Annotated in this window: 17 protein-coding genes and 1 tRNA gene; 10 read left to right on the top strand and 8 right to left on the bottom strand. The window is 31.9% G+C overall.

Annotated elements, in window-relative coordinates; all coding sequences use genetic code 11:
- The first annotated feature begins 608 nt into the window (after positions 1–608).
- The 10 genes from FT986_RS05320 to FT986_RS05270 all read left to right on the top strand — a co-directional run bounded on the left by FT986_RS05320 (position 609) and on the right by FT986_RS05270 (position 9,321).
- A complete protein-coding gene (locus FT986_RS05320; protein ID WP_147864178.1) occupies positions 609–1,193 on the top strand; it encodes a hypothetical protein in 585 nt (194 codons plus the stop codon).
- Between the two features lie 197 nt (positions 1,194–1,390).
- Positions 1,391–1,969, top strand: coding sequence for a Crp/Fnr family transcriptional regulator (locus FT986_RS05315; RefSeq protein WP_147864177.1), 579 nt, complete (start codon positions 1,391–1,393; stop codon positions 1,967–1,969).
- A 58-nt stretch (positions 1,970–2,027) separates the two neighbouring features.
- Entirely contained in the window at positions 2,028–2,798 is a 771-nt protein-coding gene (locus FT986_RS05310; protein WP_147864176.1) for an MBL fold metallo-hydrolase, read from the top strand.
- A gap of 184 nt (positions 2,799–2,982) precedes the next feature.
- Positions 2,983–3,396: a hypothetical protein gene (locus tag FT986_RS05305; protein ID WP_147864175.1), complete on the top strand. Its 414-nt coding sequence runs from the start codon at positions 2,983–2,985 to the stop codon at positions 3,394–3,396.
- A gap of 656 nt (positions 3,397–4,052) precedes the next feature.
- Positions 4,053–4,565, top strand: coding sequence for a hypothetical protein (locus FT986_RS05295; RefSeq protein ID WP_147864174.1), 513 nt, complete (start codon positions 4,053–4,055; stop codon positions 4,563–4,565).
- A 97-nt stretch (positions 4,566–4,662) separates the two neighbouring features.
- Positions 4,663–5,886, top strand: a complete 1,224-nt coding sequence (locus FT986_RS05290; protein WP_222706184.1) for a GAF domain-containing sensor histidine kinase — start codon at positions 4,663–4,665, stop codon at positions 5,884–5,886.
- A 449-nt stretch (positions 5,887–6,335) separates the two neighbouring features.
- Positions 6,336–7,016 (top strand): hypothetical protein, encoded by a 681-nt coding sequence (locus tag FT986_RS05285; RefSeq protein ID WP_147864173.1) that lies wholly within the window; start codon positions 6,336–6,338, stop codon positions 7,014–7,016.
- A gap of 177 nt (positions 7,017–7,193) precedes the next feature.
- Entirely contained in the window at positions 7,194–7,697 is a 504-nt protein-coding gene (locus tag FT986_RS05280) for a hypothetical protein (RefSeq protein WP_147864172.1), read from the top strand.
- Between the two features lie 135 nt (positions 7,698–7,832).
- Positions 7,833–8,765, top strand: coding sequence for a GyrI-like domain-containing protein (locus FT986_RS05275; protein ID WP_147864171.1), 933 nt, complete (start codon positions 7,833–7,835; stop codon positions 8,763–8,765).
- A 1-nt stretch (position 8,766) separates the two neighbouring features.
- A complete protein-coding gene (locus tag FT986_RS05270) occupies positions 8,767–9,321 on the top strand; it encodes an N-acetyltransferase (protein WP_147864170.1) in 555 nt (184 codons plus the stop codon).
- 129 nt (positions 9,322–9,450) lie between these two features.
- On the opposite strand, the gene FT986_RS05265 is transcribed toward FT986_RS05270, so the two are convergent.
- From FT986_RS05265 to FT986_RS05230, 8 genes are all read right to left on the bottom strand, one after another.
- A tRNA-Arg gene (locus FT986_RS05265) sits at positions 9,451–9,524 on the bottom strand.
- Between the two features lie 57 nt (positions 9,525–9,581).
- Positions 9,582–10,028 carry a GatB/YqeY domain-containing protein gene (locus FT986_RS05260; protein ID WP_111540413.1) on the bottom strand — a complete coding sequence of 149 codons (447 nt, stop codon included), beginning with the start codon at positions 10,026–10,028 and terminating at the stop codon, positions 9,582–9,584.
- A gap of 103 nt (positions 10,029–10,131) precedes the next feature.
- A complete protein-coding gene (gene ftsZ, locus FT986_RS05255; RefSeq protein ID WP_147864169.1) occupies positions 10,132–12,117 on the bottom strand; it encodes a cell division protein FtsZ in 1,986 nt (661 codons plus the stop codon).
- Between the two features lie 50 nt (positions 12,118–12,167).
- On the bottom strand, positions 12,168–13,559 hold the full coding sequence (gene ftsA, locus FT986_RS05250; protein WP_147864181.1) for a cell division protein FtsA: 1,392 nt from the start codon (positions 13,557–13,559) through the stop codon (positions 12,168–12,170).
- A 13-nt stretch (positions 13,560–13,572) separates the two neighbouring features.
- Positions 13,573–14,289: a cell division protein FtsQ/DivIB gene (locus FT986_RS05245; protein WP_111540415.1), complete on the bottom strand. Its 717-nt coding sequence runs from the start codon at positions 14,287–14,289 to the stop codon at positions 13,573–13,575.
- Entirely contained in the window at positions 14,279–15,634 is a 1,356-nt protein-coding gene (gene murC / locus FT986_RS05240; RefSeq protein WP_147864168.1) for a UDP-N-acetylmuramate--L-alanine ligase, read from the bottom strand. The genes FT986_RS05245 and murC overlap by 11 nt, the downstream gene beginning before the upstream one ends.
- Position 15,635: 1 nt before the next feature.
- Complete coding sequence (gene murG / locus FT986_RS05235; protein WP_147864167.1) at positions 15,636–16,730, bottom strand: undecaprenyldiphospho-muramoylpentapeptide beta-N-acetylglucosaminyltransferase; 1,095 nt, start codon at positions 16,728–16,730, stop codon at positions 15,636–15,638.
- Positions 16,727–17,971 (bottom strand): FtsW/RodA/SpoVE family cell cycle protein, encoded by a 1,245-nt coding sequence (locus FT986_RS05230; protein ID WP_255505907.1) that lies wholly within the window; start codon positions 17,969–17,971, stop codon positions 16,727–16,729. The genes murG and FT986_RS05230 overlap by 4 nt, the downstream gene beginning before the upstream one ends.
- Between the last annotated feature and the right edge of the window lie 3 nt (positions 17,972–17,974).

Raw genomic sequence — 17,974 nt, 5'->3', positions numbered from 1 at the left:
GAGTTTTTCTTGATAATTCTTTTTTCCTTGCATTCCATGAAATTAAGGCTTTTTTGTAACTTGTGCAACAGACACAATGTATAACCGCAATTACGGCGGATTCGACTACGTTCGAATCCACTCGGAATTGCTAAAGTCTGTGCCAAAACGAAAATTAACACATATTAACCCGTAACTGACGGTTATACGAGAACGTTGGAAACAGTTTGAAAATAACTATTCATAATGATTTCTCTTTATTTCTGATCCTTTCTTGCGGAAAAAAGTCTGCAGAAAAAACTGAATAATGAAAAGTAATAAGCAGAAAAACTTGTTTGGGAAATTAAATGATTGGTTCAGGAACTTAATATTAGATGACGTTGACAAAGAATATGACGGACCACTTCCTTATCATAAAAATTTGGCTCAAAGAAAAATCCTGTCGAACGAATCGAAAAAAGATTTGATGATCAAAAAAAGTCAATCGGATAAAATTATTACTAACAATGCATATAATCCATTACTAGTTCTAGACTATTTCCGAAAATATTTAAAAATCATCTATTCGGTATTTATTTGCTAAATTACGTAGCGTAAACTACGGTACAACCATATACAAACACATTAGGGTGCATTTACATAAACAGAATCGGCAACTAACGGATGAGATTAATATTAAAAAATCAATTAAAAATAATAAATTGATTTATAGAAGTTTAACACCAAAAGTAATCGAAATTATTTATATGGTTATGCTTTTTGGCATCCTACTTTATATGATAACGATTGATTCATTCTTGAAAATTGAAATTAATAATATAAGAACTTTAATCATACCATTTGTAACAATAACTATTTGTGTTTTTATTATCTATTGGTATATAAAAAATGACAAATTACAACGTGAAAAAAATATTTTAAATAGTAAAAATAAATTAATTATTGAAAAGTATTTACTTCAACTTACAGATCAAAGGGAATGGAGTTTTACTAATAATTCTGATTGTGTAAAAATTATGAATATTCCAATGTGGCAAATCCAAATTGGAAATTACAGTAAATTATATATAATTTATGATAATGATGATTTACTTTTAAACTTCTCAAGCTATGGTTTATTCGGACTTAAATTTCCTGTAAATTACATTTGCAATAGAAATATAGAACAGAAAATTATTCAAAAAATAAAAACAAAAATAAAAAACGTACCCTAACAAAGAACTGAGGTGAAAATCAACGCTGCCTCTACATTAAACTTGAAACATAAATTACCTGTGTCAAAATATTTACAAACAGATTTTTATTCACTTGTTCTCCTCTTTTGTTTTTTCTAAGTTATAGGTCTTAATTTATTACTTTAATTGAAATCTTAACTTACACCATATTCAAACCCATTGGCAACGAGCTGAAAATGAATCCTAAATTTAAAGAAATATCGCTATTTTTCGAGATAGAGTACCCAACAAATAAAGAGGGTTTACGGGAATTGCTTTCCTTGTTCAGGTTCAAATCTTTTAAAAAAGGGACTCAAATACTTGAATCGGATAAAGAAGAAAAAGAATTACGCTTTTTAAATCACGGAATAGTAAGAGAATATTATGCTACATCCGACAAAGAAACAAATATAAATTTTTATACCAAACCTCAATTCATTACAGATTTACCCTCCTTCAACAACAACTTAAAAACAAAAAAGAATCAAGAGAGTTTAACGAATATTGAACTTTTATGTATCCAAAAAACAGATTTTCGCAAACTATTAAAAAAACACGAGTGCGGCACATCGTTTATCGATTTATCATTTCAGAAACTACTAAAACACAAAGAGTTACTAGAATACAACCGAATAACCAAAACACCAGAAGAGCTTTACAAAGAATTATTTATTTATAAACCAAGTTGGTTAGAAAAAATCCCTCAATATCATATTGCTTCTTATTTAAATATTTCACCTGAAACCCTTAGCCGAATCAGAAAACGAATTTCTTGATTTCAATCAATGAAACTCTAAAACTTCTTTTCCAATTTTGTGTTTAAAATAAAAGACAATGAAAATACATCATTTAAGAAATGCTACCATGGTTATCGAAACCAATGAAAAAATAATTTTGGTAGATCCAATGCTTGGAGAAAAAGGCTCCGCTGGTCCAACGTTTACTCTTTTTAGATTTAAGCCTCAAAGAAATCCGATATTAGACTTGCCTAGTAATGCAATGAAAATTGTAAATAAAGCAACGCATTGCCTAATTACTCATTTACATCCAGACCATTTAGACATGACGGCAATAAGATTTTTAAGGGATAAGCAAACACCTGTAATTTGTAGTGTAAAAGATGCAGATGCATTAACAAAAAGAGGTTTAAATGTGGTTCAAAAAGTAAAATATTGGGAGAGAACTGAATTTCTTGGAGGAACAATTGAAGGCATTCCTGCTCAACACGGTTATGGATTTGTTGCTAAACCCATGGGAAATGTAATGGGCTTTTTTGTACAGCTGCCTAATGAAAAATCAATATACCTAAGTTCTGATACAATTTATACAGATGCTGTAGACAAAGTACTAACACAATACAAACCCGAAGTTAGTGTGGTAGCTTGCGGAACAGCTCAATTAGACATATTTAAACCACTATTAATGACAATGGACGATATTATTAAGTTTGTTAAAAATTCACCAGGAAAAGTAATTGCTAATCATTTAGAAGCGGTTAATCATTGTCCTACATCAAGAAAACAACTAAATTCAGAGTTAACTAAACTTGGACTTATTGAAAAGACAAACATTCCAAAGGATGGAGAAACAATTGAAATTAAATAAAACCTGCTAGCAATATAGCTGCTAATTCTCGCTCACTTATAAAATTCCTTGCAGATTTCTTATTTAGTTTTTATTTACTAAGTTAGTAGATTAAACATACCACTCATCATAAGTAAACTTTTTAGGAATACATTTATCACAATGATTTCAAAATATTGAACCAAAAAAATTTAAAGCTTTTATTATGAAAAAAATACTGATTTTATTATTTACTATTGCTACCATCTCTAGTTGTTCAAATGACGATGATTCTTCTACTACTCAAATTATAGGGGAATGGAAATTAATGGAAGCTAAGTTTTACGGACTTGAAGGAGGAGACTCTTCAGAGGGTTCTATAGATTATTCTGATCAAAATATTATCTATGATTTTCAAGCCAACGGAACTTTAACCGTGGCTGGCGGGGAAAATGCTGGATATCCTAATGGCACATATGAATATTTTTTTGGAGAAGACCATTTAATAGGAACAGATGGCCCCGAAACACTTATTGTTAAAGTAAATGAATCAAAATGGGCCTACGATCTAACAAATGAAAAAATGACTTTAGGGAATTCTTATGTGGACGGACCTGATTTAGTATTTGAAAGAAAGTAAAAGATGAGTTATTAATTAAGTTTATAATGTACTATAAATTAATGCAAGCTAATGATATTTAAAGGAGTTAATAAGCAAACCGTTGAATTTAAAATAACTAATTATCAGTTTCCAGAAATAACAAATTGTAAATACGATTCAAATTGACTGTTAGTTGATGTAAAAGTAGAAAACGATTATGAAAATTGGCAAACGGTCGCCCCTTTCCTCCTTGTTCAAGAATTAAGGGAAATTACAGAATGGTTTGAGAAACTTTTAAATAATATTAAAATCACCACCGATTCACTTCAATTTATAGAACCTAATTTAAAATTTAAATTTATTAAAGAAGAACCTTGCTTAAAAACTGTGCGATTAATATTTGACAATTCATCAGTACCTCAACGTATAAATAAGGAACTAGAATATTATGTTGATTGTGAAATGAACCCAAGAGAATTAAAAAAAGTTGTCGAAGAATTAAAAAATGTACTACTAGCTTTTCCTGTAAGAGCAATGTCTTAAAAATCTAGGTTTAATAATTTTTAATCGCACTAACCCAATTTCGATTACATCAGCATTTATTCAGAACAATTAAAGTAAGTAATAAATTCAAAAATAATTATTAATTTAAACTACTACTTTTCATACACATAAACTCTTAGCAAAAAGCAAGAATGAAAAAACTAATTCTTTTAATAACAGTATCTTTAATTTCGATTTCAATTTCGGCACAAAATCAAGATACGGAATATGATTATTATCAGAGCGAACTTGCGGATTTCAAAATTAATGAAATTCTACATTATCCAATATCAAATTTGACCAATAATGAGATTATTAATAATTTGAAAGTAAAAGTGAATTCTGATTTAAATACTCTTTCATCTATATTATTGAACTATAAGTTTTCGGAACAACTTCACCTTAAAGCCAAAGAACAATCGAGATTACAAATGAGGATGATGGAAATGGCAGATAGTTTTTACGAACAAAAAAAATTAATTTTTTTAGAGTATGCTGGAGGCATTTCACCAACCTATGGCATTAAAGAAGATATGTTTAAAGATAAAAAAGTTATAATTTTACGAATGGGCGGAACTTGTATAATCGATGAAATTGCCTATAATGAAAAACGTATGTACTCAATATTTAATGAACGAATGAAAAAAAATATTCAGAATTATTAATCCATATATTAACTTACATAATTTTACTCCATATAGTCGAGACGTCATATTAAAAAAAAATCAGTAATAATTAGTATCTTCATTTACCAATCAAAATATGATGAACTCAGCATTATCTCAATCGCTTCAAAGCGACATTTACAACATAACGCAAATTAGCGCAGTTCCTTCAATCTTAAATATTATCTGCAAGACTACTGGAATGAGATTCTCTGCCGTGGCACGCGTTACTGATGATAAGTGGATTACTTGTATGTCCCAAGATGAAATAAATTTTGGTTTAAAGACTGGAGATGAACTTTTGTTAAAAACCACCATCTGTAATGAAATTAGGCAACATTCAAACCCTGTAATTATAGATGAGGTAAGAAAAAGCACAGAGTTTTGCTATCATCATACACCTGCACAGTATGGATTTCAAAGCTATATTTCGTTCCCGATTTTTAGAAAAAATGGTGAGTTTTTTGGTACTCTTTGTGCTATCGACCCAGAACCAGCAAAGTTAGATAATAAAGAAATTAAAGATTTGTTTGAACTTTATACTCAACTTATTTCTTTTCATCTCGATGCCATTGAAGAGATGAGTGAATTATCTGCAAAACTTCAGCAAGAAAAACATGTTGGTGAATTAAGAGAAACTTTTATCGCTGTTTTAGGTCACGATTTACGAAATCCAGTAGGTACAACCAGAATGTGTGCAGATATATTATTGCAAATGGATTTACCCGAGATCGCAAACCGCCAAGCAAGTACTATAAAATCTACATCGTATAGAATGCAAGGTTTAATCGACAATCTTTTAGATTTTGCCAAAGGACATTTAGGTGATGGTATTAGGCTAAAACTTACACCTAACAAACAAGCCCTAAAAAAGCTCTTACTTCAAGTTTCGAAAGAAATTAAAACTGTAGATAGCGATCACGAGATCACCCTCCATTTTGATTTACAAGATAATTTTGAATGTGATATAAATAGAATTGGCCAATTGTACTCTAACTTGTTAGGTAATGCCATAAAACACGGAGCAAGAAATAAACCTATCAAAACAGAAATAGTTGCTCAAAATGGAATATTTAGTTTAGCAGTTTCTAATTGGGGAAACAAAATTCCAGATGCAAAAAAATTAGATTTATTTAAGCCCTTTTTTACCACAAATGCTACAAATAATAAATCGGGATTGGGTCTAGGACTATATATTTCTTCTGAAATTGCAAAAGCTCATGATGGTAAAATGGAAGTAGAATCTACTGATGATATTACAGAGTTTAAATTCACGATGCCTATAAAAACAGTGAGCAACGATGTACATATAACAGAATAAGACAATTGCAAAAAAGAAGACATTATCTAATACCGTAATAAAATATCAATACTAAGTTATGAATGATTTACTCGTAAGCATAATTATAACTTTAATCTTGATTTGTCATTTAGTAGCCTTAATCATTGGTTATAAAATGCAAAAAACATCTTTAATAATTTCTTATTTAAATACAGTTACTGTGATAGGAGTATCTGCTTTTTGGGCCATTACTATTCCTAATTTTAAACAACATAACTTTGAATTTAGAGAGTTATTAATAATATGCTTAGAGGCTTATATTTTAATTTTCGCTTTATACTCTATAATTGGTTTTCATAATAAAACTTATGTGAAAGTCATAAATTTCATTGGATTTGGGATTCATTTGTTGGCTACAACAACAATGTTTTATTACATGTTCGCATTCAAATTTCATAAACTTTTTTAATGACAAATCACCTCTAAGAATGAAGGTTTCTAAAAATACTGTATTCATCATACTACTTGTATTTATACATTGCACAGGATTTGCACAATTAGAAAATTCTATGACAAACAGTTCTATTAGAATCCCTTTAAATAAAGGAAAAAACCCTAGTACTTTATATGAGAAATTAGTTATAGAACCTACCAATCTATTTATACAATCCAACCCAATAAACAACAATTCTCCACATATTCAACTAGAATTAAACTTAGTTGAAAACAGTACTAAACACACTACTTATCTCTGGCACTATGAAGAATCTAGTGGTAATAAAAAAGTAAACTATCCAAAAGCATATCAAAACTATTCCTTTTCTTTAGAGATAAATAAAAAGAAAGTTAACTTAGTTGTTGAAAAATTAGACTTCGAAAAAACAGTGTTTATAGACTTAGGACAAACAGCAGTAATTGGTAACCTTGAAATTCTGTTTAAAGATTGTATTAGAGAATCGTCTGAAGATATAAATGGAAATCAAACAGATGTCTTTAACTCATATAATGTTTTATTAGCAGAAGATGGCAAGCAGAAAACCGTGTCGTTTATATCACTTGATAAGCTTGTAGATAAAGAATTTATTATAGAGTGGAAGAACTATAAAGTTTTGATTTTAGAAGATTCAGAAAAAGCTTTAAAGCTAATCGTATATAAAAAAGATTCTTAAAAAACTACCAGTAGCCCCATGGCTAATTAACTTATTGATTTTATAAGATTTACTTAAAATCTAGCAGATATTTTATTCAGTTTTTATTTACTAAATTAGATACTTAATCAGCAAGCAAATCATATACAAGAACGTTTTGTGTGGCTAAATAAAAAACCAATTTTAAAATAAAAGATAATGAACAAATTATTATTATTCCTCATAGGAATTTTATTGTTGATTTTCATAGTCAGTTGCGCATCTCATAAAAAAAACAACCGCTATAAAACCTATGAAATATTCCCATCGTTAAGTTTAAATGACCCCGATTCTACAAAAATAGATGAATTAAAATTTAAACCCTTTTTTAATTCGATGGACTCTCAAAAACTGATATTTCAAAAATTCGGGAAATGGGATAATGTGAAATATATTAATAGGAAACACCCTCTTTTAATTTGGTCAGATTTGAAATTATTTTCTTGGAGTGATGAAGTTTATATTGTTGGGGTTAGTGGAGAAGATAGTGGACTAATTAATTATTGTTCTGCCTTGGTACTTAACTCAAAAGGTGAAAATTGTCTATCAAAGAATTCTAAAACTAAAGATTCAATAGTGAAATATTTTATTCAAGGGACTGAGAATATAATAAGATCCGACAAAGAATTTAAAAAAGAAATTAAAACTCTTTATCAAAAATAATTATTACGAACCCGTGTAAATCTTACTAATAGAAATTCTCGAGGATTTTCTATATTACTTCCAAAAACTCAAAAACCTCTTGTGTCAAACTTATTAAATCATCTAGATCGAAATCGCTTTACCATATATTGATTAATGCCAGTTACTGATAAAAATATAGAAGCCAATTACAAAACCCGAATTAATCGCGTATTTGAATATATTGATCAAAACTTAGAATCGAATTTATCATTACAGTCAGTTTCAGAAATCGCTTTTTTTTCACCATTTCATTTCCATCGAATTTTCAAATTTGTTACAGGAGAAACCTTAAATGAATATATAACACGAAAAAGAATAGAGAAGTCAGCTTCGGATTTGCTACATAAAAATATAACCGCAACTAAAATAGCACATAATTATGGTTTTAGTGACAATTCTTCTTTCTCTAGAGCATTTAAAAAATATTTTAAAGTAAGTCCGACTGAGTTTAAAAAGCAAAATCCGAATAGGTTTAGCAAAATCCGTCAACTTAAAAGCAAGAACGGACAAGATTATCCTAACTCTGAAAAATACATTTGTATTATTGATAATCTTAAAAATTGGATAGAAATGAACGCAAGAATTGAAATTAAAGAAGTACCAAAAATGAATGTGGCTTATGTCTCATGTATTGGTTCTCAAAATCTTGAAAATGCCTTCGGAAAATTAATGCAATGGGCTACACCTAAAGGATTAATGAATGACCAAACAAAAATGATGACGATATATCACGACAGTTTTAAATTTACTGACGCCAATAAAGTAAGAATGAGTGCTTCAATTCTACTCAATAAACCAGAGGAAATAGATGGTGAAGTTGGACTCACAACTATTGAAACTGGAAAATTTATCGTTGGAAGTTTTATAATTGGAGTAGATGAGTTTGAAAAGTCGTGGACTGGATTATTTGTCTGGATGAATGACCAAGGATATAAAAAAGCAGATAGAGAACCTTTTGAAATTTATTACAATAATTTTAATGAACATCCAGAAAAGAAAGCTATTGTAGATTTTTATATACCAATTCAAAAAAAAACGATTAAATGATATGGAAATAAAACCCTTAACTAAAGATCTAAAAGACGATTATTTATATCTTTTTGATAATATGGTTCATAAAGAGAACCCCGAATGGTCAAAATGCTATTGCAATGACTATCATTTTCTTGGAGATGTAGAAACGTGTACGCTTGCTACTAGCCGCTCTTTAATAATTGATCGTATAGATGAACATGAGCTACAAGGTTATTTGGTTTTTGAAAATGACAAGCCAATTGGGTGGTGTAATGCTAACAATAGGTCTAATTATCAAAAATTATTGAGAGATTATGATTTAATTGATAATCCTGATGACAAAGTTTGTTCGGTGGTATGTTTTTTAGTGCATCCAGATTATAGAAGACAAGGAATATCTCAAAAATTTCTTGAAAAAATTATTGCCGATTATTCAAATACAGATTATGATTATATTGAATCCTACCCTATAAAAGGTAAAGCAGGCGCAAGTAATTTCAAAGGTGCAATCGAATTATACATTAGAAACGATTTCAAGATATATAAGGAGCATAATGACTATTATGTAATGAGAAAGAAGCTAAAGTAAATAAGATGTCACACAACGCATATTACTAATTGACTTGCTAGATATTTATCTCATAAATTTACTCAGTATTATTTCGATAACGTATATTTCAAAATAAAAAAAGTCTTGTTTAAAACAAGACTTTTTTTGTGACCCCGGAGGGATTCAAACCCCCAACCCTCAGAGCCGAAATCTGATGCGCTATTCAGTTGCGCCACGGGGCCTAATATTTTAGAGAACTAAGAATTTGAGTATTTCTTGTTCTATGATATTAAAGTATTCTAAGCTAATTTTTTTCTCACAATAGCAGAAATGGTTTTACCATCTGCTTTTCCAGCTAATTCTTCACTTGCCATTCCCATGACTTTCCCCATATCCTTCATACTCTCAGCTCCAGTTTTAGAAATGATTTCTTCAACTTTTGCTTCAATCTCTGCTTCACTTAGTTGTTCAGGTAAAAATGCTGCAATTACTTCTGCTTGTTTTTCTTCAGGTTCTGCTAAATCTGGTCTATTTTGCTCTCTATAGATGCTTGCACTATCCTTACGTTGTTTTACTAGTTTTTGAACTAGTTTCATTTCTTGATCTTCAGAAAGTTCTCCTGCATTGCTTTCTGTTTTGGCCATAAGTATAGCACTTTTTACTGCTCTTAAAGCTTCTAATGCTGCAGCGTCTTTTGCTTTCATCGCAACTTTCATCTGCGTCATCACTTCTTTCTCTAGACTCATAATTTCTATTATTTATAGCACGAAGATAGTTATTATTGCTTAAAAAACCCGAAGCTATTTTTAAAATAACTTCGGGTTATATCTACCTTATATTTCTATATAATTAGTCTACATTATCGTGAAGAAATGAGTTGTTTTTTCGAAAACTAACCTCATCATTACTATCTTCACTAATACTTGTTCTTGAGAGTTTTTCTCTATCATGAGAAGGATTGTCTAAATCTAATCCTGCTCTTTTGTAAGCGGGTTGTTTTTCAATCTCATCTATGCTGTTGTTATTTCTAAACTTGTAATTAAAGCTTTTCATTCTAGCACGTCTTTCTTCCGCTCTAGCGATTAAATCTTCAGAAATAGGATTATCAAATGGATCTTCCTCTACCGCTGGTGGAGTTGGCTTTTTCTCTGCAGGCTGTGTACTTTTATATACAATCTCTTCTTCTCTCCTTACTTCAGGTTTTTTAACCTGTGGTTGAGGAGCAGATGGTTTAGCTTCATTAATGGTGTTCTCTAACTCCATATAATCTTCTAAACTATAACGTTTTTCTCCGTTGCTAGAAGTACTGCTAGAGATAACCTCTATTTCATCATTTACTTCTATATTGTTGGCCTCGTCTTCAGAAAGATTATGAACTATTTTTTCTGATTTCACCTCTGCTTTTGGCTCTTCCTTAACTTCCTTTTCTTCGTTTAACGGAAAATCGAACGTAAACATAGCTTGAGAATCTTCTTCTTTTGAAGAGACTTCTTGTGCTTCATTAACATCAATATCATTAAGGTTATCTGAAGCATCTATAATAACAAAATCATCTTCGTCATAAGTTACTTCTTCGTAAGAAACATCAATGTTCTTGATTAATTCCGAAGTCGGAATTAAATTCATTTGATTTAAATTGGCAGAAGGCTCATCTTTTTTAGGCTCGCTTCGTTTAGGTTCCTCTTCTAAAACGTGAACCACCTTTTTTGGAGCTGGCTCTGGTGCTTTTTCTACTGGAGCACTAAAACTTGAAGGTATATTGCTCTTCTTAGCCGTTAGATCTTGAACTGCTTTTTGTTCGTCTTCTAACGTATGAATGATCTTTTTTGTCTCTGTATTTACAATTACATTTTGCTGCTCTACATTAAATCCCGTAGCGATAATGGTAACTGAAATAGATTCTTCTAAACTTTCATCATCTCCAACACCCATAATAATATTGGCGCTATGACCAGCTTCTGCTTGAATGTGGTCATTAATTTCTCCAATCTCATCTATAGTTATTTCTTCTGAACCAGAAACGATAAGCAACAATACATTTTGAGCACCACTAATTTTATTATCGTTAAGCAATGGAGAATCTAAAGCTTTAGCGATTGCCTCTTGAGCTCTATTACTCCCTGAAGATACGGCCGATCCCATAATAGCGGTTCCGCTATTACTTAATACAGTTTTAGCATCCCGCAAGTCAATATTTTGCGTGTAGTGATGTGTAATTACTTCGGCAATACCTCTAGATGCAGTTGCTAAAACTTCATCTGCTTTAGAGAAACCAGCTTTAAAACCTAAATTACCATAAACTTCACGCAGCTTGTTATTGTTGATAACAATTAACGAGTCAACATTTTTTCTTAATCTTTCGACTCCTAATTGAGCTTGATCATTTCTTGTTTTACCCTCAAACTGAAATGGTATAGTAACAATCCCAACCGTTAAAATACCCATATCTTTTGCTTGTTTAGCAATGATTGGGGCAGCACCAGTACCTGTTCCTCCACCCATACCAGCGGTGATAAAGATCATTTTGGTATTGGTATCGAGCATATTTTTTAAATCGTCAAAACTTTCTAGAGCTGCTTGTTCTCCAATTTCTGGATTAGCACCTGCTCCTAATCCTTCAGTTAAATTAACCCCTAACTGAATTTTAATAGGAACTCCTGTATTTTCTAATGCTTGTGCATCTGTATTACAAACTACAAAGTCTACTCCTTTTATTCCTTGTTGGAACATGTGATTAATGGCATTGGAGCCTCCGCCTCCTACTCCTATCACTTTAATTACGTTAGACTGATTTTTGGGTAAATCGAATGAAATGTCGAATTCTGTGCTGCTCATAATTCTATTATTTTCGGTATTAATATTCTTTTTCTTTTTTTAGCTATTCTTTATTCTGCGTTGTCTAAAAAATCTTTAAAATTGTCAAACCACTTTTCAAAAATATTTTTTCTACCAACGTTAGATTCTTTTTTCTCTTCTTGTTCTGGAGCGTGAGGATCTTCTACAAGATCATGCTCTTGCTCTACTTCTGTAGATACTTCTTCCTCCTCTACAAGTGGAGTTTGTGGCTGTTCTGCCTCTAAAGCTTCTCTCTCTTTCTTCTCTTCTTCTCTCTTCTTACTCTTTTCAATACTATTAAGTACTAAACCAACTGCTGTAGCATATATAGGACTTGTAGTTTCTTCATCTGAATTTCCTGCCAAGTGTTCATTAGGATATCCTATACGGGTATCCATTCCTGTAATGTACTCTACTAATTGCTTTAAGTGCTTTAATTGAGCTCCTCCTCCAGTGATTACGATCCCAGCAATTAATTTTTTCTTTTGCTCTTCGTGACCGTAATTTTTTATTTCTAAATAAACTTGCTCTATAATTTCAACTACTCTAAAGTGAATTACCTTAGAAAGGTTTTTAAGTGTTATTTCTTTGGGCTCTCTACCTCTTAAACCTGGAATAGAAACAATCTCGTTATCTTTATTTTCTCCTGGCCAAGCCGAACCAAATTTTACTTTTAATAATTCTGCTTGCTTTTCAATGATCGAGCAACCTTCTTTAATGTCTTCGGTAATTACGTTTCCTCCAAAAGGTATAACGGCTGTATGTCTAATTATACCATCTTTAAAAATGGCCAAGTCTGTAGTTCCTCCTCCTATATCAATAAGGGCAACTCCTGCTTCTTTTTCTTCCTGACTTAATACTGCATTTGCCGAAGCTAATGGCTCTAAAGTTACTCCTGCCAATTCTAAGCCAGAACTTTTTACACATCTTCCTATATTTCTAATGGAAGATATTTGCCCTACCACTACATGAAAATTAGCTTCTAATCTACCTCCATACATTCCTATAGGTTCGGTAATTTCGGCTTGACCGTCAACTTTATATTCTTGTGGTAAAACGTGAATAATTTCTTCTCCAGGAAGCATAACCAGTTTGTGCACTTGATTACACAAAATATCTATGTCTTTATCACTAATTACTTCGTCAGAATTGTTTCTAGTAATATAATCGCTATGCTGTAAACTTCTTATATGTTGACCTGCAATACCTACCACTACATCTTCAATCTTCACGCCTGAGTCTGCTTCTGCTTCTTGTACTGCTTGCTGAATAGATTGTATGGTTTGGGTAATGTTATTCACCACACCTCTATGCACGCCTAAACTTTTAGATTTACCTATTCCCAAAATTTCCACTTTGCCGTATTCATTTTGACGGCCAATCATAGCAACTATCTTGGTGGTTCCTATATCTAATCCTACTGCAATATCTTTTTCTTCCATAGTAAAACTCATATCACTTTTTTGTGCAAACAACTTGATTGTTATACTTTAAACTCACCCACTTAAACGAATCTAATTGGTGGTCTAACATTGCTTTTTTATAAAATGCTTTTAGATTATTAGTCTTGCTTTCTATTGAATTTATTTCTCCGAATAAGATTTCAAAATCGTACAATCTCATTTCGAGTACATACTCTCCTTTTGAGTTTCTTTTAATTAGAGTAATATGTTTTTTTAAAAATTCATCCTTATCAATTTTCGCTAAAAGCGGATATACTTCTGCAATATCTTCTTTCTTAATATTTTTTATAAATGGTACTCTCGCCGAATAGTTTTTTGATAATGGCATCTTCTTACCATTTTTATCTATATAATAAGATTCATTTCCATATACTCTTGCAATGGGCTTTCTCTGAGTTATTTTTGCTCCAAGCTCCCCATTTACTGTCAAATACACATCTGCATCTTCAATCATCGCATGTGTATCTAATCTTTTTTCTAGTATATTCAAATCTAGAACTTCTTTCGCCAGGTTTTTAACCGAGTCTTGATTTTGTATCAACAACTTATTAACTGCTGTTTCAGTCACATACAGATTTTCATCGTTAGTAAATTGCACTTCAATTTTATCTAATTTCCTTTGATTATTTCGTGCAGATGAAAAACTATAAAGAAAAATCACTAGCACCAATAATGAGAAAGCTTTTATGTAATTCCAATTAACTTTCATGGTTTAACGCAATTTTAATTTTTTGAACTTCATCTCCTATATCTCCAGCTCCCAGTAGTAAAACCACTTCTGCGGAAGCTTCTTTAATTTTATCTATCAGCAACTCTCTATCTATCAAACTTTTTTGTTCATTATCAATCTTATCGAGTAACATTTTTGAATTGATCCCTGCAATAGGTTTTTCTCTTGCTGGATATATTTCTAATAACATTACCGCATCAAACGGAGAAAGACTTGTGGCAAACTCATTAGCAAAATCTTGAGTTCTACTAAACAAATGTGGCTGAAATACCGCCAACACTTTTTTGTTAGGATGCATTTCTCTCACTGCTTGATAAACTGCATTAATCTCACTTGGGTGATGTGCGTAATCTTCTATAAGAACCTTGTCTCCTGTTCTTAAGTGATAGGTAAATCTTCTTCTTACTCCTATAAAACTCGCTAAGCTATGTTTCGCTTTCGCGGAATCAACTCCAAATTTTATCGCCATCGCCAAAGCCATAGCCGCATTCATAAGATTATGCTTCCCTGGTAAACTAAATTCGATTTCTTTTAAGACCTCATGCGGAGTTTTAAAATTAAAAAAGTAGCTCCCATTATGTATTGAAATATCATTTATCACATAATCTGAATCTGAGGAGAAACCAATAGAGTTTCCTTGTAAGTTTAATCCTTCTGCAAAAAATAAATCTTCTTGGTTGGGCACTTTAGCTACAAACTCTCTGAAAGAATTTTCTAATTCATTCTTGCTACCATAAATATCTAAATGATCTGCATCCATAGAAGTAATGCTGGCGATATTTGGAGAAAGTTGTAAAAACGAACGATCAAATTCATCGGCTTCTACGACAACGGCTTCATTACCATCGTTGATAAAATTGGTTTGGTAGTTTTCACTAATCCCACCAAGAAAAGCAGTTAGTTGTACTCCGCACTGTTTCAAAATATGTGCTAAGATGGCAGTTGTCGTGGTTTTCCCGTGGGTACCAGCAACCGCTAGAGTTGGAATATCCTTTGTGATCAATCCTAATATTTCTGCTCTCTTAAGAATAGAAAAATTATGTTCTATGATGTATTGATACAGTAGGTTTTCCTTAGAAACAGCGGGAGTATATATGATTAATGTATGTTCTTTATCTTTTAATTGCGCAGAAAGTTTATTCACCTCTTCTTTAAAAGTGATGTCTATTCCTTCTTCTTGCAGTTCTTTGGTAAGTTGTGTTGGAGTTTTATCGTAACCCATCACAAGTTTACCATTTGCATGAAAATATCGAGCAATAGCACTCATCCCTATTCCGCCAATGCCGAGAAAATAAATAGTCGATATGTTTTCTAAACTCTTCAAGTTATGCTTTTATCAATTTTTCGACCGCATTTACAATGTCTTTGGTAGCATTGGGTTTGGCCATTTTCTTTATATTTTCACTTAGCTCTTGTTGCTTTTTTTCATTTTTCAACAAGCCTGCAAATGTATTCTTAAATTCTTCTTTTAGCGCACTTTCTTTAAGGTAAATTGCAGCATTAATTTGCGAAATAGATCTAGCATTTTTAGTTTGGTGATCCTCAGCTACATTGGGCGATGGAATAAAAATTACTGGCTTGCCTACCACACATAATTCGCTTACAGATCCTGCTCCTGCACGTGATATAATTAAATCCGCAGCAGCGTAAGCCAAATCCATTTCATTTAAAAACTGATGCACTTTAATATGCTCATTAGCAGCGTACGCCTTAAATTTTTCATGATACAATTTTCCCGTTTGCCAGATCAACTGTACATTTTGCTCTTTAAAGAAAACAATATTTTCTTCTATGAGTTCATTAATTTTTTTAGCGCCTAAACTTCCTCCTAAGACAAGTATGGTCTTCTTTTCTGGCCTAAGCTCAAAGTGAGCTATTGCTTTTTCATTATTTTCATCAATTTGAAGCAAATCCTGTCTTACTGGATTTCCAGTAAATTGAATCTTACTTGACGGAAAATATTTTTCCATCCCTTCATAAGCGACACATATTTTTTGAGCACCTTTTGCCAACCACTTATTCGTGATCCCCGCATAGGAGTTTTGCTCCTGAATTAAGGTGGGTATATTTTTTTGGTTTGCTGCTTTTAATAAAGGTCCGCTTGCAAAACCTCCTGTACCAATCACCACATCTGGCTTAAATTGTTTTAATATTTGATGTGATTTAAATAGGCTTGAAATTAATTTTAACGGAAAACTTAAATTATCTAAAGTAAGCTTACGCTGAATTCCACTAATCCAAAGTCCTTTTATAGAATAACCCGCAGCAGGAACTTTTTGCATTTCCATACGGTTTTTAGCTCCTACAAAAAGTATTTCAGCTTCAGGGTTTCTGCGCTTAATTTCATCAGCAATAGCAATAGCCGGATAAATATGTCCGCCTGTTCCTCCACCAGATAATATGACTTTTAATTTGCTCATATTGCTTCGCTTAACACTTCTAAAGGATTATCTAAATCTTCTCTGTTTTCTCGTTCTTGATCTTCCTCTTCTTTCAACTTCATCTCTTCTCGTTTTGCACTTACACTTTGTACAATTCCCAACGCCACACAAGTCATCCAGATGGAAGAACCTCCACTACTTACCAGTGGTAAAGTTTGTCCCGTTACCGGAAATAATTCTACAGCAACCGCCATATTGATCAACGCCTGAAAAATAATCGGTAAACCAACGCCAATGACTAGCAACTGACCGAATACGGTATTGGCTTTAGTGGCAATAATCACCAATCTAAATAAGATGAGTAAATAGGCTAACATCACTCCAAAAGCTCCGAGTAACCCCATTTCTTCAACAATAATGGCATAAATAAAATCTGATGAGGATTGTGGTAAAAAGTTTCTTTGTACACTTTTTCCTATTCCCGTTCCTACAATTCCGCCTCGAGCGATAGCAATTTTTGCTCTTTCTATTTGATAATCTTCCTTGGTATCTTCTCCATTAGAAAAGTTATCTATTCTGCTAATCCATGTATCTACCCGGTTAGGAAAAACCCCTGGAAATGCTTTCGCCGAAAGCACAAAAATGGATAAGATTACAATGGCAGAAAGTAAAATAACACCTAAATATTTTAGCGGATAGCCTCCTAAAAAAACCAAAACAAAAACCATAGCAAAAATGATCGCTGTGGTAGAGAAGTTTGCCGGTAGAATTAAACCTAAAATAATACCAACGGGAACCCAAAGTGGTAAAATAGTTTCTTTAAAAGTAACCGTCCTATCTTTTATTTTTGATAAATACCTCGCTACATAAATCATTAAAACCACTGCTGCTGCCGTAGAGGTTTGAAAGGTTTTATTAATAATAGGAATTTTTATCCATCTACTTGCATTAGCGCCATCTATGGTCGTTCCTTGCGCTAGAGTATATAGTAAAAGCACAACAATAATAGGCAATAGAATTAAGGACAATCCTTTAAAATAATGATAAGGAATTTTATGTATTGCATAGATTAAAATAAACCCTAAGACCAAGTAAGCAAAATGATTTAGCAGGTAACTAAACGTACTTCCATCCCCATATAAATAGGCCAAATTACTACTCGAACTATAAACGGGTATAAAAGAAAATATAGCTAATAGTGCCGCTATGGCCCAAATAACCTTATCTCCTTTTAAGTAAAAGAAAATATTCTTAGATGATATGTCTGTTTTTACTGCCAATGT

It is taken from the genome of Mesonia sp. K4-1 (genome assembly GCF_008017825.1).
In the GTDB taxonomy this organism is placed as follows: domain Bacteria; phylum Bacteroidota; class Bacteroidia; order Flavobacteriales; family Flavobacteriaceae; genus Mesonia.
Note: the sequence above shows the minus strand (reverse complement) of the source record. Positions and strands in the feature narration are given on the sequence as shown.